Genomic DNA, 20133 nt, shown 5'->3' on the forward strand with positions numbered 1-20133 from the left:
AAGTGTTCTTTTCGATATCTATTTATTTTTATTTATAATTAAGCTAAGAATCCAAAATACAGTACAAAGATAGCTACCAAACACCAAACTACTGGACTAACTTCTTTTGAACGGTTTGTTGCAACCATTGCAATTGCATAAGTGATAAATCCTAATGCCATACCATTTGAAATTGAGTATGTAAGAATCATCATTGCGATTGTAATAAAACTTGCTGCTGCAAATGCAAAGTCATCCCAATCAATTCCTTTTAACTGTTGAGCCATTAAGATACCAACTGCAACTAATGCTGGTGTTGTTACCGCACTTGTTACTACTGATAATACCAATGGTGCCAAGAAAATTGATAAGAAGAACAATACTCCAGTTGTTACTGCAGTAAGACCAGTCTTACCACCAACTGCAACACCACTACTTGATTCTACGAATGATGTAACTGTAGATGTACCTAAGGCAGCACCTGCAATTGTACCAATTGCATCTGATAGTAATGCTTTTTCTACGTTTTCTAATTCACCTTGTTCATTTACTAAACCAATACGGTTACCAATTGCTACAAGTGTACCTGCTGTATCAAAGAAGTCTACAAATAAGAATGAGAATACAATAATGAACATATTTCCAAGATCTGAGAACAATTGGTCAAATCCATCCATAAATGCTCCTACTGTGTTCATTTCGAAATTCATTGCCATTGATTCTGGTAATTGAGGCATACCTTCAACTCCCATAAATCCAGCAATCAATCCAATTACTGCTGTAATAAGTAATCCAAAGAATACTGCTGCTGGTACATTTTTACCAATTAAAGCAATTGTAACTAGAATACCAACAATCGCTAATAATACAGTAGGATCTGTTAAGTTACCTAATGTTACACCTGTTGATTCACTAGAAACAACAATACCTGCATTCATAAGTCCTACAAATGCAATAAAGAAACCAATTCCTGCACCAATAGCAAGTTTCATTTGTTTAGGAATAGCATTGATAATCATCTTACGAACTCCAGTAACTGAGATAACCAAGAAGATTACACCAGAAACAAATACTGCTGCCAATGCACTTTGCCAAGTTTCTCCCATTGTTAATACTGCTGTGTACGTAAAGAATGCATTTACTCCCATTCCTGGTGCCAATGCAACTGGATAGTTTGCAAGAATTCCCATAAGAATTGAAGCAAATCCTGAAGAAATTGCGGTTGCCATAAATACTGAATGCACATCCATTCCTGCTGCACCAAGAATACCTGGGTTAACAGCTAAGATGTATGCCATCGCTAAGAATGTAGTTACCCCTGCAATGATCTCCGTCTTAACGTCAGTTTTCTTTTCGCTAAGCTTAAATAAATTTTCTAACATTTTGTCCCCCTTATTAAAAAAAATACTCTTCTATTATATAATGATTGACATTTTTTTCAAAGGGTAAATTATCGCAAACAACAATATCTAAAAAAGAGAACCTGAATCTGGTCCTCTAATCATATGCTTCTATAATAACTTCTTTCTTAATTCTTCAACACTAGAAGCATGTAAATATACTGGTGCTACTTCAAACACACTCTTACATCCAAATTGTTTTTCATTTGCTAAACGATATGCGGCTCTGGCATAGGCTACTAATACACTGGAAGTAAACTCAGGATTAGAGTCTAAATCTAATTTATATTCAATCACTTGTTTATGCTCATTATCAAACCCTGTATTTGCAGTATGTAATACGACCCCACCATGAGGTAAACCCTGGTGGTCTCTTTGTAATTCTTCTTCACTAATGAAATGAACAATTGTTTCATAATCAGCAAAGTAGTTTGGCATTGTTTTGATTGTTTCCTCAATCACCTTTTTATCTGCACCATCTTCCACTACAACATAACATTCACGTAGATGTTTTTCACGTGCTGTAAATTCACTATTATTTCCACTTCTTACTTTATCTAAAGTTTCTTGAATTGGAATAGTGTATTGACGAGCATCTTTTACTCCTTCAACACGACGAATTGCATCCGAATGTCCCTGGCTAACACCTTTTCCCCAGAACGTTTGTACGTTTCCTTGTGGTAGAATTGCTTCTCCATATAGACGTTGTAATGAGAATAATCCTGGATCCCATCCTACTGAAACAATTCCAACATGATTGCTGGCTCTACATGCATCATCTACACGTTTAAAGTGCTCTGGTATATTTGCATGTGTATCAAAACTGTCTACTACATTAAATGACTTTGCAAATAATGGAGTCTGTTCTGGTAAATCTTTTGCACTACCTCCACATAAAATCATTACATCAATATCATCTTTCATATTCTGCGCATCCTCTAGTGTATATGCAGGAATATTTGTTTTCGTTTTTATAGTACTTGGATCACGACGAGTAAAAACACCTACCAGTTCCATATCTTCATTATAAGATATAACGTTTTCTACTCCTTTTCCTAAGTTTCCATAACCTACGATTCCGACTCTAATTTTCATATCATCACCTCTTTGTTCCTTAATTGTTTTTCTAATTATACCAAAATTTAAAACCAATGGCGAAAAAAAAGGATATCACTATTCGTGACATCCTCCACATCCGCAATCATCTCCACAATCATCACTGCTGCAACCACCACAACTTTGTTGTTGCTGTTGCTCATAAATCAATGTGTCAATTACAAGACATTCAATTTCTACTAATGCATTTTTAGGTAACTTCGCTACTTCAAATGCGCTTCTTGCAGGAAAGACTCCTGAAGTAAAGTAACTTCCATAAATATCATTCACTACTGAGAAGTCATCAATGTTATCCAATAAAATCGTTGTCTTAACGATATGATGCATATCCAATCCTTTTTCATTCAATAATGCTTTAATATTTTCCATTACTTGTTTTGTCTGTGCTTCGATTCCATCAACCATTTCATTCGTTTGTGGATCTAAACCAATTTGTCCAGACATATATACAAAATCTCCCAACTTAACTGCTGGAGAATATGCACCAACTGGTTTTGGTGCATTCTTACTTTCTATTTTTTGAAGAAACATTTTTCCACCTCTTAATCTTCTTCTACTGGTGTTAACACCGTAAGTTCTATCTTTGTTGCCATTCCTTCTTTGGTAGCAAGTACTTTGATATGATAGTTTTCAAATACTATCTGTTTACCTTTTCTTACTTTTCCACCTGCAAGTTCTTTTACCCATTGGGAAACAGAACGTGCCGAAGTAATTGGTAAGATATAATCATCTAAATATTCATCAAAGAAATGTGCTAAATTAACCTGGCCTTCTACTTCAAATGTATGATGACCAAATTCTACTACATGGTCTGGTAATGCATCATACTCATCATAGATTTCACCAACTAATTCTTCAAGCACATCTTCTAAGGTAACTACTCCCACAAAATTCTCGATCTTCGAACTTTCAGTAACAATTGCCATATGCACACGATTCTTTTGAATATCTTCTAATATCTGAGGTAATTTACGACGCTGAGAAACAAATAATGGTTCGCTCATCATCTTTACAATATTCACTTTACGATCAGCTAATAGACAATCTAAAATATCACGTACTCTTAATACCCCTACCACTTTCAATGTCTCATGAGAGATCACGGGGAATCTTGACAATTTATTTTCTGAAATAATCTTTTTAAGTGTTGTATACGATGCATTATCATAAATCCAGATAACATCATCTCTAGGAACCATAACGTCCTTCACACTTGTATCATCAAATTCAATAACACTTTCAATCAATTCGCGTTCATCCTGAACAAGAACACCTTCCTGCTCGATTGTTGAAACAATCTCTAGCAACTCATCCTCTGTTGCAGTTACTTTTTTAACCTCATCATTGTCTTCCCATTTTGTTTGTGCCACTACAGCAATTGAACTAAGCGGTTTAAAGACTTTGACAAGAATTGACATTGGACGTGCCATGAACATACAAATACTTTCTGGCTTTGATTGGGCAATTACCTTTGGAGTAATCTCTCCAAACACCAAAATAAGTACGGTCATAACAGCTGTTGCCACGGCAACACCTGCACTTCCTAATAACTGCGAGAACAACATCGTTGCTAATGATGTCGCTAAAATATTAACAATATTATTTCCTATTAGTATTGATGTTATTACGGCTGTAGAATTCTTCCACACCTGATATGCTAACTCTGCTTTTTTATTACCTTCTTTCGCAAGATTTTTCAATCGTATTCCATTTACTGAAGAATACGCTGTCTCACTTGAAGAGAACAATGCTGACATAGCAATTAACACTACTAATGCTACTATGATACCAATCTGCTGGGGATCCAAAATTTACCACTCCTTCTGTTATTTTTCTCAAAAATATTCTAATAAATATCTAGTAAATAGTATTATAATATAATACGCTCATTTTATCAATTTTTCACGCTTTTTTTTGAAAATTTGCTTGTTCTGATTTTTATATAATTTTTATTGTTTGATTTAGTGAAAATCATTTCTTATTTGTGATTACTTTTCCATTGTGATTTCGTTAGACAATATTCATAAGAATCAAATGTTTTATCAAGACTTGAAGAATAAAAGTTTCCTTCTTGTTGAAGTATAAATCCTAATTTTTCAATTAATTTCTTTGATGAAATGTTTTCCTTAAAACAACATGCCCATACATACTCAATATCATGTATAAACAAATAATTTAATATTTCATTTACTACTTCACTTATAATTCCTCACTCTGACATTTATTATATAGTCACTTTATTATATTTATTCTTATATAGTTTTTTTGCTTTTTTCGTATACTTATTTACAAACTCTGTCTTATGATTTGTATAAGCATCACGATTATGTTCAAAGCGTTTCCATAAACCTAATTTCATTGTTTCATATTCTTTTGCTACTTTGAGATGTTCATTAAGATAATCTCTAAAATATAACTCATCATTATCCCCAATGTGTCGTAAATGCAGATGAAAAACTTTCTGAGCAAATCCATTCTCGGTATAACCTTTATTAAAAGATTTACGATTATCCGATTGAGACATAAAAATATAACCACTTTGAATTAATTGTTTTTCTATTATATTCCAATCCCCATCTGTTTCAATTAAAATATCAACAATTGGCTTTGCATAGATTGCAGGAATTGCAGTACTTCCGATATGAGCGATTCGAAGTGGATATACGTCTTTTAAAATCTGGTCTAATAGCATTTTTTCTTCGTCAAACCAGCATTTCCAATCTTTATTATGCTCTGTCAGTTGTATAGGAAATAACTCCCATAATTCTTCAATCGACATTTGTGATAATTGTTTTTTCATATTATATCCTTATTTGTAATTTACTGTAGTGATCATCTTCTCACTCCTTCGTATATGATATTAGTATATCAATAATCAAATTAAGACTCAATCTCTATTAAAATTCTAAAATTGTGTATTTTTTCTTGACATCAGATTATTTAAGTGTAAAATATGCAATAACAACATTGATGAGGACGAGTACCTTTAGAAACTATTTATAGTGAGTTGGTGACAGTGGAAAACCAATAAGAAGCCTAAAGCGAAAAACACCTTGGAGTTGCTTATGCGAAAACGTAGTGTAAGCCGTGAGTACGACGTTAAAAGTACTTATTAATGATAGTTAATAAAAGAGATCATAAGTTTTCAGTTATGATAATTTGGGTGGTACCGCGGATTCACAGTCATTCGTCCCTTGTAGGATGAAGGACTGTTTTTATTTTAGGAGGCCGCTAATATGTGTGGATTTATGTATTGTAGTGATACAAGTGTATCAGAAAAAGAATTTCAAACATCGTTTGAGAAAATTGCTTATCGTGGACCAGATATGAGTAAAGTGATAAAAAATGAACATGGATACTTTGGTTTTCATCGTCTTGCGATTATGGGACTTGATGAGCATGGTATGCAACCATTTGAAAGAGATGGTAGTTATGTTATCTGTAATGGAGAACTTTATGGATTTCGTAAATTAAAGAAAGAATTAGAAAATGATTATACCTTTATATCAGGTAGTGATTGTGAATTATTGCTTCCAATGTATGAAACTTATGGGACAGCAATGTTTAACAAATTAGATGCAGAATTTGCCTGTGTTCTCTATGATGCAAAACATGATTCATTAATTGCCGCAAGAGATCCGTTTGGGATAAGAGCAATGTTTTATGGATATCACAAAGAAAGCAAAGCTATCATGTTTGCATCCGAAGCAAAAGCACTTGTTGATTTATGCGATCAGATTTTTCCTTTCCCTCCTGGTTACTTTTATCAGGATGGAGTCTTTACCTGCTATCATGATGTATCTCAATCATCCAATTTTATCAACAAAGATATTGATGTAATCTGTAAAGATATTCATGACTTACTGGTTGATGGAATTAAGAAGCGTATGGATGCTGATGCACCAGTTGGATACTTGTTAAGTGGTGGATTGGATTCTAGTATTGTTTGTTCTGTTGCTTCAAAACTTTCAGATAAACCAATTCGTACATTTGCAATTGGGATGAGTGAAGATGCAATCGATTTGAAGTATGCAAAAGAAGTAGCTGATTATATTGGTAGTGATCATACAGAAGTAGTTATTACCAAAGAGGATGTACTAACTATTCTTCCAAAAGTAGTTGAAGTATTAGAGACTTGGGATATTACAACCATTCGTGCTTCAATTGGTATGTATCTGTTATGTCAGTGGATTCATGAACACACTGATATCAAAGTTTTATTTACTGGAGAAATATCTGATGAATTATTGGGATATAAGTATACTGACTTTGCACCAAATGCTACCGAATTTCAAAAAGAAGCACAAAAACGTGTAAAGGAATTATATATGTATGATGTATTACGAGCAGATCGTTGTATCTCAAGCAACAGTCTGGAAGGACGAGTGCCTTTTGGTGATTTAAAATTTGCAGATTACATTATGAGTATTTGCCCAGAGATAAAAATGAATACTTACAACATGGGAAAATATTTATTACGTAAAGCATTTGAAGGAGATACTTTACCGGATTCAATTTTATATCGTGATAAAGCTGCGTTCTCCGACGCAGTTGGTCATTCATTAGTAGACTATATTAAGGAATATGCACAGACACTATATACAGACGAAGAGTTTACAAGAAAATGCAAACAATATACCCATTGTCCTCCCTATACAAAGGAAAGCTTATATTATCGTGAACTGTTTGATCAGCATTATCATGGTCATGATGCTTTAATTTGTGGGTATTGGTTACCAAATCAAACTTGGAGTGGTTGTAAAGTGGATGATCCAAGTGCCAGAGTTCTTTCAAACTATGGAAACAGTGGTGTATAGTCGATAATTACTGGAGAAAATTAAAATCAGCCTTGACAAGCACTGATAGAAAGTATAAAATCGTAAATAACAGCAAAGGTGCTGTAGGCTTCTTTTTCCTACGGCATCTTTTTTTAGTTGCTTAACAACCAAGGGGGAAACAGTAAATGTTAAATAAATTAGCTTATGTAAAAGATGAAGTACTAAAACGTAATCCAAATGATGCTGAATTCATTCAGGCAGTTGATGAAGTTCTTGAATCATTAGAAGTAGTTGCAGAAAAGAACCCAGAGTTTTTAGATGCAGGTATTTTTGAAAGAATCGTAGAGCCAGAACGTCAGATTATGTTTCGCGTTCCATGGGTGGATGACCAAGGAAAAGTACAAGTGAACCGTGGGTTCCGTGTTCAATTCAATAGTGCAATTGGACCATATAAAGGTGGACTTCGTTTTCATCCATCAGTAAATTTAAGTATTATTAAGTTCTTAGGTTTTGAACAAGTATTCAAAAACTCACTAACTACATTGCCTATGGGTGGTGGTAAAGGTGGAAGTGACTTCGATCCAAAAGGAAAATCGGATGCAGAGGTTATGCGTTTCTGTCAAAGTTTCATGAGTGAATTAAACCGTCACATTGGTCAGTTCACAGATGTACCTGCAGGAGATATTGGTGTTGGTGGTCGTGAAGTAGGATTTATGTATGGTCAATACAAAAAGATTCGTAATGAGTCAGTTGGCGTTCTTACTGGTAAAGGGTTAGACTTTGGTGGAAGTCTTGCCAGAACAGAAGCTACAGGATATGGATTATGCTACTTAAGCGAAGCTATGTTGAATGATCACAACAATTCATTCAAAGGAAAAACAGTTGTTGTTTCTGGATCTGGTAATGTTGCAATCTATGCAACTGAAAAAGCTCAACAATTAGGAGCCAAAGTAGTTGCTCTATCAGATTCACAAGGATATATTTATGATGCAAACGGAATCAACTTAGATATCGTAAAAGACATCAAAGAAGTTCGTCGTGGAAGAATTAAAGAATATGTTGAGGAAGTTTCTAGCGCTACTTACACAGAAGGATGCAAAGGAATCTGGTCAATCAAATGTGATATTGCGCTTCCATGTGCTACTCAAAACGAGTTGGATGAAGCAAGTGCGAAAGCATTGGTTGAAAATGGATGTATTGCAGTTGCAGAAGGTGCAAACATGCCTTGTACTCCTGAAGCAGTAGAAGTATTCCAATCAAACAACGTATTATATGCTCCTGGTAAAGCAAGCAATGCTGGTGGAGTAGCTGTATCAGGACTTGAAATGAGTCAAAATTCACTTCGTATGTCTTGGTCATTTGAAGAAGTTGATGCACAGTTAAAAGGAATTATGGAAGAAATCTACCGTAATATCTCAGTAACCGCAAAAGAATATGGTGTTGCTGGTAACTTTGTTGCTGGTGCAAATATTGCTGGATTCTTAAAAGTTGCTCGTGCTATGATGGCACAAGGGATTGTATAAAACATATATTATATAGAAAGAAAGAGTAATAAGACCAAATTTGGCTTATTACTCCTTTTTTTAACTCATTGGTGTTGTTCTTGTTCTGCTCAATTCCATTGGTGTAAATCCAGCATTCGAAATCATTCTTGTGTTATTCCACATATTATTTAATAAATCAAAGAATACAGTCAAGTCATCTTCATCTAAAAGGTCTAATATTTCTTCACCTAGAGAATCCATAACATCTTGCATCTGAGCACCACTACGAATTAGTTCACGTACCTCCATGATGGATGCAAAGATATATTCTCTTTCTGAATCCCCTGCTACCTTAGCAAATAAGAAATCAATTAACTTCTCTACATGTTTGTCAATATCTAGTTCCATTGTTTGAAAAAAGAAATCAACTTCTCTTTTTGTAGGAATATAGTGTCCTTTACCACGTTGGTCATTTCTTATATGGTTATAAGTAGATTTATCCTGCAGTAACTCATGGTCAATAAACTCATTGTCCATGATTGCAAAGTTCTGCATAACACTTTTATTCTTTTTTACTTCTTTCATTACTTCTTCTTCACTTAACTTTTCATCTGCAACCTTGTTGTAGATTTTAGTTAATACACTTAAAGGAACAATCGCATATAAGTCATATGCCATATCAAAACAGACATGTAACTTAAATTGAATTTTTCGCTCTTTCTTAAATTCTTCTGTATATACTTTTTTGAAACTTTCTTTCGCAGCTTTTGTGATTTCAAACTGATGTCCATCACTTATAGCCACTCCATTCTCAGTTAGCATTTCAAGCAATAATACAGCAACTTCATCATGAGTATGAATCTTGCCTTCATGTTCCATCACTTCTTCTAATATTTCAACAATATCATCATTAATGCCACACATCAGTTCTGCTAAGAATTGTTCTTCGTTTTTCATAATCTTCCTCCATTATTGATCAAGAAAATCTTCACCTTTGAGCACTTCATGTTTCACAAGACCAGGATATCCTAACTGTTTATTAGCTTCATAAGCCATGATTGCAACACAGTTACTCAAATTCATACTTCTAGCACTCGCTACCATTGGCAAACGAATACAACGCTCTAAATTCCCCTTCAGAATATCTTTGGGAATTCCTGTACTCTCTTTTCCAAACACAAGATAAATATCTTTATCTTGTGGAAAGACAAACTCTTCAGGTGATTTTTTAGCATACCTAGAAATATAATATTTTTCACCATCTGGATGTTTATTTATAAACTCATTCCAATCTGTATATGTTTGATAATCCAAATCTTTCATATAATCCATACCTGCTCTTTTCAGATGTTGTTCATCCAGATAGAATCCAAGTGGTTCAATTAAATGTAACTGACAGTTCATCGCTACACAAGTGCGCATGATGTTCCCAGTGTTTTGAGGAATCTCAGGTTCATATAATACGATATGAATCATTTCTTTAAATCCTCAAGCAACATAGCCAGTGCTTTTCCGCGGTGTGATACATGGTTCTTTTCCGTATCACTGACATTCGCCAACGTCGTATTGAATGGTGGATAATAGAAAATTGGATCATACCCAAATCCATGTTCCCCTTCAATCTTATGGGCTATCTCCCCTTCACATACACCACGATAAGTTTTGTAAGTTCCATCTTCTTTAATATGACAGATTACACAAACAAACTGTGCTCCACGATCCTTTGCATTTTTTACTTCATTGATGATATAACAGTTCTTTGCGCGATATGGAGTATCTTCCCCCATAAATCTTGCTGAGTATACACCAGGACCGCCATTCATTGCGTTTACACACAAACCTGAATCATCACTGATTACTTCTTTGTGTAGTACATCATATACACTTTTAGCTTTCTTATATGCATTCTCTTCGAATGTAGTGCCATCTTCAATAATTTCAATTTCTTCATCAAGATCCAACAATGACTTTACATCATAACCAAGAGGTTTTAACATTTGCTTAAACTCTCTTACTTTATTTTCATTTGATGTTGCTATAAATATTTCTTTCATTCTATCACCTCTATATATTCCCCATCGATAAACCATCGTTTAGGATATTGTTGCTTTTGGTTATAAAGAACCAACTGATATCCACACTTATTTTGATAATATACCACATCAATATAAGTATAATGATAAATCTTCTGCTCTTCTATTATATCTCTTTTTAGGAATAAATTGATAATTTCTTTACGTTTTTCTGTAGTTATCATTGTCTTTAAAAATAATTTTGGTCGCTGTTTAAATATTTTAAAGTAATCAAAATATAAAAGTCCATCTACTATTTCACTATCTACTCCATCTGATAATTGCTTCATAAGTTCAAATAACTGATGTGGCTGATAAGGATGAGGTAATGTATTCATTCGTTTTCCTAACTCCACAAACAATGTAAATGCATCGCTGTATAATCCCAGTTCTAATATATGGTCGATAGTGTATCTCATTGTATTAGAATTGTAGAACTTTTCAACAGCATGAGCAGCATCATGAATCAATTGCAATTCTTCATGATTCAACCATAATGTTTTTTGAATATCATAAGGTGGCAATGTATTGTATTCGAAACCATACAACTCATGTTTTCGCTTTAAAGGAGTTCCTTTTAATAACTTTAATATTCCTAACTGTATTTCATCTACATGTAAATCAAACAATCGATTAAAAGAATGTTGAAACAATTCATACCCTTCATATGGCAAGCCTGCAATCAGGTCTACATGCATCACAACTTGTGCTTCCTGTAGTCTTTCAATTACTTCTTTTAACCGCTCATTATTTTGGATTCGACCTACTGCCTGTAAAGTAGGCTGATGAAATGACTGTACTCCTATTTCAAAACGAAAGCGTTTTTTATCTGCTTCGTTACAAAAGAAATCAAGCAACTCTTCACTTAATGTTTCTGCTACTATTTCAAACTGAAAGATCTGATTCTTACAATGCTCATTCATATAACGGGCAATCTTTAATGCTCTTTTTGGACTTACATTAAATGTGCGATCTAATAATTTCACAATCTTAATATCAGACTTTGCAATTTTCTCCAAAACAGAAAAAATATATGCTTCTGAATACAAACGCACTTTACCATCTACACTACTTAAGCAATATTCACAATTATAGGGACATCCTCTACTTGTTTCAAAATAAAAGTATCGTTTTCCCATTTCATTTTTATCGATGTCTAAAAAATATGGACTTTCATATTGTTCATTTGTATCCAAATCCACATAAGCAAATCTGGTGTTTGGAAATTCTTTTGTATAGATACCAACAATTTCTTCTTGAATATTTTGTTCATAATTTTTGATATACTGCCAAAATGCTACTTCTCCTTCTCCAATACTGATGGCATTTACACCCTCATTAATCAGATAATAGGATTCATAACTAACCTCAGGACCACCAACTATAATATGTTTATTACACTTTTGCTTAATTAACTTGATAATCTTTCTGGTTTCTTCAATATTCCATATATATACACTAAAAGCTACTACATCATAATCTGACCCAATTAATTCTTCTGCAATTCGATGGATATCATCTTTAATAGTATATTCTTTGATATCTACATTCTCTTTACAGTAACTAGCCACATATAACCAGCGTAAAGCCAGATTTTTATGAATATATTTTGCGTTTAATGTTGTTAGTAAAATTTTCATATATAATCTCCATTTCTATATTTTACCAAAAATAGAACATATTAACTACCTTATCATTTTCATATGCAGTAAATAAAGAATTAGGATTTCTTTCATCGTCTCTTTATGATATTATTTTAAAAAGGTGGTAGTTATGATAGATAACATAATTATGAAAGTATTTGGTCATACTGACTATACATTAGATAAATTAGATAAAGGAATTACCAATCACAATTATTTATTAGTAATCAACCAGGATAAATATATTGTTCGTATTCCTTATGATGATAGTACTCATGTGTTTGAGCGAAAACATGAAGCACAGATACTAAAAGAAGTTACGGATTTAGATGTAACAACTATTTTTTATGATGAATCTTCAGGTATCAAAATTACGGAATATATTGAAGATCTATATGAGTATGAAGAATGTCCATTTGAAGACAAAGTAGAACGAAGTGCAAAATTAATCAAAGAGTTACATAAAAAGCCGGTTCCTGCTTTCTCATTTGAACCGATTCAGACATTATATAAATATAAAGAAAAGGTACATCATCCAATTTATGATATTGAACCATATGAAGTTATCATTGATCAGATACAACACGTAAATCATAAACAGGTCTTGTGTCACAATGACTTAGTATCTGGTAATCTGCTCTTTGGCAAAGATCGAGATTACCTAATTGATTATGAATATGCAGCTAGTAATGATGCATTGTTTGATGTGATGTCATTTATCAGTGAGAATCAAATTAATGATGAACATTTAAGAGAACGTTTCTATCAGGTTTACTTTGATGAAATTACTGATGAAATTCGCCATGACTTATTTTTGTGGGAAGCATTTCATAATATCTTATGGTGTTATTGGGCTATGATGTTAGCTCAACGCAGAGAAGATCCAATCTATAAACAGATTGCAGAAGACAAATTTAACGCATTAAAAAGGATGAAGATTGTTTAATCTTCATCCTTTTCTAACGTTTTTCCAACTACTTCCACAATCATTTTTTTATGGAAGCCCAAACTTTTCATATCGCTGATAAACTTATCCACAATTGAAGTAGCCTGTTCAATTTTTAGTTTTTTAATTAATTCTTCATCTTCACAGATGTAGCGTCCTGATGTTCGCTCACTACGAAGCAGCCCCTCTCTTTCCAACTCGCTAAGTGCCCGTTGAACGGTGTTTGGGTTTACGCCGTATTCAATAGCTAAATCACGGACTGATTTTACCTTTGACCCTAAAGCAAAAGTGTTTGATACTATGTTTTTCTTAAATTCATCCATAATTTGTAAATAAATTGGAATGTTTGGATCAAAATTCATAAAATCACTTCCTTTCTTAAGCTAGTCCAGCTCAATCTTTTTGTCAACTAAATACTTAATCCCAAAGAAACACAATACACTAATAATTAAAGCAAATACAATCCCTGGAACAATTGTACTTGATAGCACATCATTCACAGCAGTTGCTGTTTCATTTAAGTATGCATCCACATTATATGTGTAACCTATACCATTCAATGCATCTATAGCACTGCTATTCATAAATAGATTTTGGACCAATGAAGTTACAAAGTAAATTACCATATAAACTCCAATTCCAATAATCAGACGATGTCCTTTCACATACTTTGTATTTACAAAAGTACAACAGAAGAAGAACAATAAGATTGCCTCAAACAATGAGAATAACAATAATACTAATGTTAACCAAAGTGTAAGGTCAAATCCATATCTTACTAAGAACTCTCCTATTTCACCCAATGCACCTGCAAAGTTAGGAATCATTATAACAAATGATAAGAATACTACTACAGTTGATACAATAATCCAAAATGCTGCCATCAGTAATTTAGATAAAACAAGTTTACCTGTAGATACTGGTAGCGTAAGCGTTAGATATCCCTGTTTCTTAAACATTGATTTATTAAACGCTCGAACGATTGCCACCATTACATAGATATAACATCCCATGATACCAAATATATAAACCATCATTAATAGTCCAACAACAATCCCTGCTGTATCATCGCCTATATTCGTAAAGTTTGTCAATCGAAGCAATAGTGCTAACACTAATACTGCTGCATAGAATGAAAGAAATGCAGAACGGTTTACTTTAAACTCGTGTTTTAATAACTTTAACATTATCTGAATTCCTCCCTGAACAACTCATCAACTGATTTTCCAGTACGCATACGCACTGACTCAACATCATCATCAAGTACTACCATACCATCTTTTAAGAAGACAACACGGTTGAAAATACGTTCAATATCAGCAATCAAATGTGTAGACATAATAATTGTCTGATTTTCATCGTAGTTCTCTAAAATTGTATCTAGGATGATTTCTCTGGCAGCAGGGTCTACCCCACCGATTGGCTCATCCAGTACAACGATTTTTGCTCTTCTTGACATAACAAGTGCCAATAAGAATTTTTCTTTCATCCCTTTTGACATTGATTTAAATCTCATTGCTGGATCGATATTGAATCGTTTCAGCAGATTAATACAACGGTCGTAATCAAAATCTTCATACATATCTATAAAAATCTCAAGTACATCGGTTCCTTTTTGCCAGTTTTCAAAATAAGGTTCATCTGGCAGATAAGAAATCACTGATTTCGAATGTACTCCGATTGGTTGTCCATCAATCGTAATTGATCCTTCGTAATCAGCAAGGACGCTGTTTAAAATCTTAATCAACGTGGTTTTACCACTTCCATTTGGTCCTAGCAATCCTATAATTTCACCTGGACGAATTTCTAAGTTTACATTGGATAATGCTACTTTTTTACCATATAATTTGGTGACATTATCAATTTTCGCAAGAACTTCCATAAGTTTCCTCCTGTTTTACTGTATTAACATTATAACACAGTTTTGATATTTGTAAAGTTTCTTGCAAAAGTATAACACAAACTGCTAGAATCCGATATAATAGATTGTATGAAAAGCAAAATATTACAGATATTAAATGAGCATTGCGATACTTATATTTCAGGAGAAGAGATTTCTTCAATGCTGAAAGTATCAAGAATGACAATATCAAAACAGATACGTAAATTAATTGAACAAGGTTACCAGATTGAATCCTCTACTAAAAAAGGATATCGATTCAGCAGTAATAATGATGTTCTTATAAAGGAACAGATTACGGATAACTTACAACCTTTTTTCTATGATATAGAAATTATGGAGTCTGTTTCTTCCACAAATGATTATCTAAAGACACTTGCTTTTGATAAACAGGAAGGTTATGTATGCGTTGCAGATTATCAGGAAAAAGGAAAAGGCAGGAATGGAAGAAGTTTTTATTCTCCTAAGCAAAAAGGAATCTATATGAGTTTTCTACTCAAGCCTACTCTTTCTGTGTATGAATCCCTAAAAATAACCGCATGTGTTTCGGTAGCTTTGTGGGAAGCAATAAAAAAGAACTATCAGATTGATTCTAAGATCAAATGGGTGAATGATATATTTATCGAAGAAAAAAAGATTGGTGGAATTCTTTGCGAAGCAAGTTTAGAGATGAATACCGCAAGCATGGATTATATGGTTGTAGGAATTGGTGTAAATGTACACAAACAAATATTTGCAAAGGACCTAGCATCAGTTGCTGGCTCAATAGAAGAATTCAGTGACAAAATAATTTCTCGCAATCAGATAATTAAAGATATACTAAATGGTTTTTATAAATACTATAATGAAATTGATAAGAATACATTCTTACCTGCCTATAAAGAGCATTCTTCTGTTCTTCATAAAGATATTATGGTTTACGAGAGAAATAACAGTTATCCTGCAAAAGTATTAGATATTGATACCAATGCAAGTCTGATTATCGAAAAAGAAGATGGAAGTACCTCCACTATTAATTCTGGTGAAGTTAGTATACGAAAAATATAAAAAGACAATGATCGTTAGTAATACGAATTACTTATGAATCATTGTCTTTTTAGTAGGTTTATTCAAGTTCATGTATAGATTATTATACACACTCCTCTAAATTATTTATCTAATGCAAGGGCAGTTGCACCTGCGAGCCCCAGTGTTCCTAATACAACCAACGTTTTACTTGATACTGCAATTCCTGCAACTACAAGACTAGTTCCAGCCACTCCATTAATAGTTGCACATGTAATCTTTGTAGCTTTGCTTGGACGTGGGATTTTTATTGATAATCCAATGTCCTTTGCACACTTTTCAAAAAATGATGCTGTTTCATTAATCATATAATTTACCTCCTGTATCATATAATTATTTACTCAAAAATCTCACCGATTAAATTATTCACCATAAAATCAAATACATCAAAGTAGTCACAGGTAATAGTTAGTAAATCTTTGGTATAAAGTGTAGATAACAATGCACTAAATACACCATATGCTTTTTTCTCATCTATCTTTAGTTTTAAATTAGCACTTTGAATTGCTTCACCAAAAAATTCAATACTTGTGAACTCTAACTTACTAACCATTTCATCAGGTAATTTTGAGAGAAAGGATTGAAAATCTGGAGAATTAATATTATATAAAAGAATTTTATGATCATATTCTCTTAATAGATTACTCAAAGCTTTCGCGAACCCTTCTTTTGAAGGATTGCTTTTACATGTGGCAAGAAACCTATCACTTAATGTATTCTGTACATGATCAATTGTTTCAAAAAACAAGTCCTCTTTAGTTGGATAAAGTTTATAGAACGTACCAATTGATATGTTGTTATTATCACATAACACCTTAATACTTGTCTTCTTATAACCTGATGTTATCCAATGTTGTTCACAATCATCTCGTAGTTTCTTACGTAATCGATTTTTATCTTCTTGTGATAAAACTGGTCCTGATGGCATGTGTTTAACTCCTCTTTTTAAATAGTTATGCGAATATTTATATATTATATTCGCATAACTATAATATCATTTAATTATATAGTCGTCAAATAATAACTTAAAAACCAGCAATCAAAGGATTGCTGGTATCATTAATCTAATACATTTCGTTTAAAACTAGTATAAGTTGCACATATATAAATTGCATATACAATCATAAACAAGAGAACTGAGATTCCAATCATACTCCATACCTGTTGTGCCACTCCGGTTTCGAAGCGAGCACCAAACGCATGAATCATAACTGTACTAATCATTAATGCTGGTACTGCTGGCAAAGCAAAGTAGATTCCTAATTGCTTACGCATCGTTTTTCGCAGAGATCCTTTATCAACTCCTAATTTATATAGTGTCTGATATCTGTACTTATTCTTTGATATCTCACTTAAATGCTGGATTGATAGAATTGTTGCTGCTACCATAATCATAATTAAAGCAATGTAGTAAAGTGGGAATACAAAGATAATTGTAGAAGCTGAATAGGTAAGTCTTTGTATTTCTCTTGATATTGCATATTCAGGTTCATTTGCATCAGCATCATATACCATCGTTTGAATCCCTGTATATTCTTCTTCCGTTATTGGCGTGCCTGTCATTGCTGCATAGATAGTGGAGTCCTCTGGTTGTGCTATAACTATCTCATCAGGGACAATTATGACTAATCCATTCCCATTTCCAAACCATCCTGATTGACTAAAGTTTTCTGTATGTAATTCCTGATACTTTACAGTATCATCATTTAGCGTAAACGTTGGATGATTAGCTACATAATCTTGAATACTATCTTCATAAGCTGGAATACAGTGAATCATAAACTTATCTTTATCTAAATATACTTCAGGTAAATTAAGCATCTCTCTTAATTCTTCATAATCACTATACTTCATGACTACATCTTTATCAAAATCAGCGATTGCATTTCCACGTTCTTCCATTCCTGTAGTATAATCACGTGTATCACTTTGGTAAAGAGTATAGGTATATTCCTGTGTAACATCAATTGTACTGTTATCAATATAATCAACATACTTTTCAATCTTATCAGAATCGTTTACTGTAACCGATAAATCATAAGCTGTTTCTTTCTCAATTCTTGATTCAAACAATGAACTAAATAACAGACCTGATCCAACAGCTGCAATTGTAATTGAGAACAGAAGTGAAAGAGTTGCCATTGTAACACTCATAGAACTTATTTTTGATAACAGTGTCCTCATTATAAACAACTTGTTTCCCTGATACTTCTCTTTTGGATGCATATCTAGGTATTGTGTTGCGAATGAAGATAAACTGATGAAAAATCCATATAAGAAACCAATTACCAATACAAATCCAACCATGATTAACAAGCCACTTGATGCTAATAGAATAAGTAAGAGTCCTGCAATTCCTGCAACTACTGACATAAAGAATAAGGCAACTCGCTGCTTTTTCACATCGACTAATTTCTCTTCGTTCTTTTTATCATAATTGATCAAATCATAAATCTTCATCTTGGTAATCTTTTTACGTGTTCTCATTAAGGCAAACAAGTAAATACATACAAAGTAAAGTAATGTTAATCCAATCGTACCTAGTGATATTGAGAAATTAAATGTATAAGGCATTTGAAAGTTATACATTACCATCATATAAATTAACTGATAAATTAGGTTTCCTACTACAACTCCAAATAGTAAAGCAATACTTCCAATCACAAGATTTTCAATAAAGAACATTTTTGCTACTTGTTTTTGTTCAATACCTAGTAAAATATAGGTTCCTAATTCTTTACTTCGTTTATGTAAGATAAAGTTCATTGTATAACTTACCAGCCATCCGATAATAAAGATGATTAGAATACTTGCTGCTATAATTACATAGGGTAGAAAACTCATTAGTTCTCCTAGTTCACTTATTTCTTTTGAAAATACCAAACCATTAAATGCATAAATAAGTGCTACTGATATAATCATCGTTATAAAATAGATAAGATAGTCTTTTGCCTGTCGTTTGGCATTTCTTAAAGATAATGTTTTAAGCATTGGAAACATCTCCTCCAAGTAATGCCAATACATCTAATATTTCATGATAGAACTGATTACGACTTTTTTGACCTCTTATAATTTCGTTAAATAATTTTCCATCTTTTAAGAATAGGATTCGATTTGCATAACTGGCTGAAAATGCATCATGAGTTACCATTAAGATGGTTGCTTCTAAGCTTTGATTCAAATCTTCCATAACCTCCAGTAACATTTGCGCCGAACGTGAATCTAACGCTCCTGTTGGCTCATCCGCAAGAATTAGACTCTGTTTATTGATAACTGCTCTAGCACAGGCACAGCGTTGTTTCTGACCTCCTGACACCTGATAAGGATACTTATTCAGAATATCTTCAATTCCTAACTTTGCTGCAATCTCTTTTACCATTGGTTGCACCTTTTCTGGTGATAAATTATTAATAGTTAAAACAATTCCAATATTCTCTTCAATAGTTAAGGTATCCAACAGATTGAAATCCTGAAAGATAAATCCTAAATTCTTTTGGCGAAACTTTGCAATATCCTTTTCATCAATATCCGTTATATTAATATCATCTAAATAGATATTACCAGCACTTACTTCATCGATTGTTGAGATACAGTTCAGTAATGTTGTTTTACCTGAACCCGACGCTCCCATGATAGCAATGAATTCTCCTTTGTCTACCCCAAAGCTAACCTTATCCAACGCCTTAGTGACATTGTTTTTACTTCCATAATATTTTTCTACGTTTTCTAATTGTAATAGTGTTTTCATAA

The 20133-nt window shown here is 33.1% G+C and carries 21 protein-coding genes and 1 other annotated feature; of the genes, 4 read left to right on the forward strand and 17 right to left on the reverse strand.

From position 1 onward, the window contains the following. Window positions 1-38: 38 nt before the first annotated feature. The 6 genes from J2S15_RS02275 to J2S15_RS02295 all read right to left on the reverse strand — a co-directional run bounded on the left by J2S15_RS02275 (window position 39) and on the right by J2S15_RS02295 (window position 5295). The gene (locus J2S15_RS02275) at window positions 39-1361 is read right to left on the reverse strand and encodes an NCS2 family permease (protein WP_307405077.1); all 1323 of its coding nucleotides are present in this window, start codon (window positions 1359-1361) and stop codon (window positions 39-41) included. A gap of 129 nt (window positions 1362-1490) precedes the next feature. Next, window positions 1491-2474 carry a diaminopimelate dehydrogenase gene (locus J2S15_RS02280; RefSeq protein WP_307405080.1) on the reverse strand — a complete coding sequence of 328 codons (984 nt, stop codon included), beginning with the start codon at window positions 2472-2474 and terminating at the stop codon, window positions 1491-1493. Between the two features lie 78 nt (window positions 2475-2552). Next, window positions 2553-3026, reverse strand: a complete 474-nt coding sequence (locus J2S15_RS02285) for a RidA family protein (RefSeq protein WP_307405082.1) — start codon at window positions 3024-3026, stop codon at window positions 2553-2555. Window positions 3027-3037: 11 nt separating this feature from the next. Continuing rightward, window positions 3038-4303, reverse strand: coding sequence for a hemolysin family protein (locus tag J2S15_RS02290; RefSeq protein WP_307405083.1), 1266 nt, complete (start codon window positions 4301-4303; stop codon window positions 3038-3040). A gap of 170 nt (window positions 4304-4473) precedes the next feature. Continuing rightward, window positions 4474-4701, reverse strand: a complete 228-nt coding sequence (locus J2S15_RS20295; RefSeq protein ID WP_370872481.1) for a GNAT family N-acetyltransferase — start codon at window positions 4699-4701, stop codon at window positions 4474-4476. 18 nt (window positions 4702-4719) lie between these two features. Next, window positions 4720-5295: a GrpB family protein gene (locus tag J2S15_RS02295; RefSeq protein ID WP_307405085.1), complete on the reverse strand. Its 576-nt coding sequence runs from the start codon at window positions 5293-5295 to the stop codon at window positions 4720-4722. 158 nt (window positions 5296-5453) lie between these two features. After that, window positions 5454-5693, forward strand: a binding site (T-box leader). Window positions 5694-5731: 38 nt separating this feature from the next. On the opposite strand from J2S15_RS02295, the gene asnB reads away from it, so the two are divergent. After that, window positions 5732-7312: an asparagine synthase B gene (asnB, locus tag J2S15_RS02300; RefSeq protein ID WP_307405086.1), complete on the forward strand. Its 1581-nt coding sequence runs from the start codon at window positions 5732-5734 to the stop codon at window positions 7310-7312. A gap of 146 nt (window positions 7313-7458) precedes the next feature. Beyond that, the gene (gdhA, locus tag J2S15_RS02305) at window positions 7459-8796 is read left to right on the forward strand and encodes an NADP-specific glutamate dehydrogenase (protein ID WP_307405088.1); all 1338 of its coding nucleotides are present in this window, start codon (window positions 7459-7461) and stop codon (window positions 8794-8796) included. Window positions 8797-8856: 60 nt separating this feature from the next. Here the strand turns inward: gdhA and J2S15_RS02310 are convergent, their stop codons facing one another. From J2S15_RS02310 to J2S15_RS02325, 4 genes are read right to left on the reverse strand one after another with little or no spacing between them, the layout of a single operon-like run. Beyond that, window positions 8857-9714 (reverse strand): hypothetical protein, encoded by an 858-nt coding sequence (locus J2S15_RS02310; RefSeq protein WP_307405090.1) that lies wholly within the window; start codon window positions 9712-9714, stop codon window positions 8857-8859. A 12-nt stretch (window positions 9715-9726) separates the two neighbouring features. After that, entirely contained in the window at window positions 9727-10233 is a 507-nt protein-coding gene (locus J2S15_RS02315; RefSeq protein ID WP_307405092.1) for a tRNA (cytidine(34)-2'-O)-methyltransferase, read from the reverse strand. Further along, complete coding sequence (locus J2S15_RS02320; protein ID WP_307405094.1) at window positions 10230-10811, reverse strand: XTP/dITP diphosphatase; 582 nt, start codon at window positions 10809-10811, stop codon at window positions 10230-10232. The genes J2S15_RS02315 and J2S15_RS02320 overlap by 4 nt, the downstream gene beginning before the upstream one ends. After that, complete coding sequence (locus J2S15_RS02325; RefSeq protein WP_307405096.1) at window positions 10808-12469, reverse strand: B12-binding domain-containing radical SAM protein; 1662 nt, start codon at window positions 12467-12469, stop codon at window positions 10808-10810. Before J2S15_RS02325 ends, J2S15_RS02320 begins: the two co-directional genes overlap by 4 nt. Window positions 12470-12602: 133 nt before the next feature. Here J2S15_RS02325 and J2S15_RS02330 point away from each other — a divergent pair, with 133 nt between their 5' ends. Continuing rightward, window positions 12603-13418 (forward strand): choline kinase family protein, encoded by an 816-nt coding sequence (locus J2S15_RS02330; RefSeq protein WP_307405098.1) that lies wholly within the window; start codon window positions 12603-12605, stop codon window positions 13416-13418. On the opposite strand, the gene J2S15_RS02335 is transcribed toward J2S15_RS02330, so the two are convergent. From J2S15_RS02335 to J2S15_RS02345, 3 genes are read right to left on the reverse strand one after another with little or no spacing between them, the layout of a single operon-like run. Continuing rightward, on the reverse strand, window positions 13415-13780 hold the full coding sequence (locus J2S15_RS02335; protein WP_307405100.1) for a GntR family transcriptional regulator: 366 nt from the start codon (window positions 13778-13780) through the stop codon (window positions 13415-13417). The two genes, J2S15_RS02330 and J2S15_RS02335, sit on opposite strands and share 4 nt — an antisense overlap. A gap of 21 nt (window positions 13781-13801) precedes the next feature. Further along, on the reverse strand, window positions 13802-14605 hold the full coding sequence (locus J2S15_RS02340; protein ID WP_307405102.1) for a hypothetical protein: 804 nt from the start codon (window positions 14603-14605) through the stop codon (window positions 13802-13804). Then, window positions 14605-15300: an ABC transporter ATP-binding protein gene (locus J2S15_RS02345; RefSeq protein ID WP_307405103.1), complete on the reverse strand. Its 696-nt coding sequence runs from the start codon at window positions 15298-15300 to the stop codon at window positions 14605-14607. Before J2S15_RS02345 ends, J2S15_RS02340 begins: the two co-directional genes overlap by 1 nt. A 108-nt stretch (window positions 15301-15408) precedes the next feature. Between J2S15_RS02345 and J2S15_RS02350 the strand changes: the two genes are divergently transcribed. Beyond that, the gene (locus J2S15_RS02350; protein WP_307405105.1) at window positions 15409-16365 is read left to right on the forward strand and encodes a biotin--[acetyl-CoA-carboxylase] ligase; all 957 of its coding nucleotides are present in this window, start codon (window positions 15409-15411) and stop codon (window positions 16363-16365) included. Between the two features lie 101 nt (window positions 16366-16466). Here J2S15_RS02350 and J2S15_RS02355 read toward each other — a convergent pair whose 3' ends face one another. The 4 genes from J2S15_RS02355 to J2S15_RS02370 form a co-directional block, all read right to left on the reverse strand. Next, a complete protein-coding gene (locus J2S15_RS02355) occupies window positions 16467-16691 on the reverse strand; it encodes a hypothetical protein (RefSeq protein ID WP_307405108.1) in 225 nt (74 codons plus the stop codon). A gap of 29 nt (window positions 16692-16720) precedes the next feature. Then, window positions 16721-17311 (reverse strand): TetR/AcrR family transcriptional regulator, encoded by a 591-nt coding sequence (locus J2S15_RS02360; protein ID WP_307405110.1) that lies wholly within the window; start codon window positions 17309-17311, stop codon window positions 16721-16723. A gap of 131 nt (window positions 17312-17442) precedes the next feature. Continuing rightward, a complete protein-coding gene (locus tag J2S15_RS02365; protein WP_307405113.1) occupies window positions 17443-19374 on the reverse strand; it encodes an ABC transporter permease in 1932 nt (643 codons plus the stop codon). Next, window positions 19367-20131, reverse strand: coding sequence for an ABC transporter ATP-binding protein (locus J2S15_RS02370; RefSeq protein ID WP_307405115.1), 765 nt, complete (start codon window positions 20129-20131; stop codon window positions 19367-19369). The genes J2S15_RS02365 and J2S15_RS02370 overlap by 8 nt, the downstream gene beginning before the upstream one ends. Between the last annotated feature and the right edge of the window lie 2 nt (window positions 20132-20133).

The sequence above is a fragment of the Breznakia pachnodae genome, assembly GCF_030814225.1.
GTDB classification, from domain to species: Bacteria; Bacillota_I; Bacilli_A; order Erysipelotrichales; family Erysipelotrichaceae; genus Breznakia; species Breznakia pachnodae.

Bases quoted from the DNA above. Each gene is read 5' to 3' on its own strand.
- J2S15_RS02275 (WP_307405077.1), bottom strand. From the start codon at position 1,361: ATGTTAGAAAATTTATTTAAGCTTAGCGAAAAGAAAACTGACGTTAAG.
- J2S15_RS02280 (WP_307405080.1), bottom strand. From the start codon at position 2,474: ATGAAAATTAGAGTCGGAATCGTAGGTTATGGAAACTTAGGAAAAGGA.
- J2S15_RS02285 (WP_307405082.1), bottom strand. From the start codon at position 3,026: ATGTTTCTTCAAAAAATAGAAAGTAAGAATGCACCAAAACCAGTTGGT.
- J2S15_RS02295 (WP_307405085.1), bottom strand. From the start codon at position 5,295: ATGAAAAAACAATTATCACAAATGTCGATTGAAGAATTATGGGAGTTA.
- asnB (WP_307405086.1), top strand. From the start codon at position 5,732: ATGTGTGGATTTATGTATTGTAGTGATACAAGTGTATCAGAAAAAGAA.
- gdhA (WP_307405088.1), top strand. From the start codon at position 7,459: ATGTTAAATAAATTAGCTTATGTAAAAGATGAAGTACTAAAACGTAAT.
- J2S15_RS02310 (WP_307405090.1), bottom strand. From the start codon at position 9,714: ATGAAAAACGAAGAACAATTCTTAGCAGAACTGATGTGTGGCATTAAT.
- J2S15_RS02315 (WP_307405092.1), bottom strand. From the start codon at position 10,233: ATGATTCATATCGTATTATATGAACCTGAGATTCCTCAAAACACTGGG.
- J2S15_RS02320 (WP_307405094.1), bottom strand. From the start codon at position 10,811: ATGAAAGAAATATTTATAGCAACATCAAATGAAAATAAAGTAAGAGAG.
- J2S15_RS02325 (WP_307405096.1), bottom strand. From the start codon at position 12,469: ATGAAAATTTTACTAACAACATTAAACGCAAAATATATTCATAAAAAT.
- J2S15_RS02330 (WP_307405098.1), top strand. From the start codon at position 12,603: ATGATAGATAACATAATTATGAAAGTATTTGGTCATACTGACTATACA.
- J2S15_RS02335 (WP_307405100.1), bottom strand. From the start codon at position 13,780: ATGAATTTTGATCCAAACATTCCAATTTATTTACAAATTATGGATGAA.
- J2S15_RS02340 (WP_307405102.1), bottom strand. From the start codon at position 14,605: ATGTTAAAGTTATTAAAACACGAGTTTAAAGTAAACCGTTCTGCATTT.
- J2S15_RS02345 (WP_307405103.1), bottom strand. From the start codon at position 15,300: ATGGAAGTTCTTGCGAAAATTGATAATGTCACCAAATTATATGGTAAA.
- J2S15_RS02350 (WP_307405105.1), top strand. From the start codon at position 15,409: ATGAAAAGCAAAATATTACAGATATTAAATGAGCATTGCGATACTTAT.
- J2S15_RS02355 (WP_307405108.1), bottom strand. From the start codon at position 16,691: ATGATTAATGAAACAGCATCATTTTTTGAAAAGTGTGCAAAGGACATT.
- J2S15_RS02360 (WP_307405110.1), bottom strand. From the start codon at position 17,311: ATGCCATCAGGACCAGTTTTATCACAAGAAGATAAAAATCGATTACGT.
- J2S15_RS02365 (WP_307405113.1), bottom strand. From the start codon at position 19,374: ATGCTTAAAACATTATCTTTAAGAAATGCCAAACGACAGGCAAAAGAC.
- J2S15_RS02370 (WP_307405115.1), bottom strand. From the start codon at position 20,131: ATGAAAACACTATTACAATTAGAAAACGTAGAAAAATATTATGGAAGT.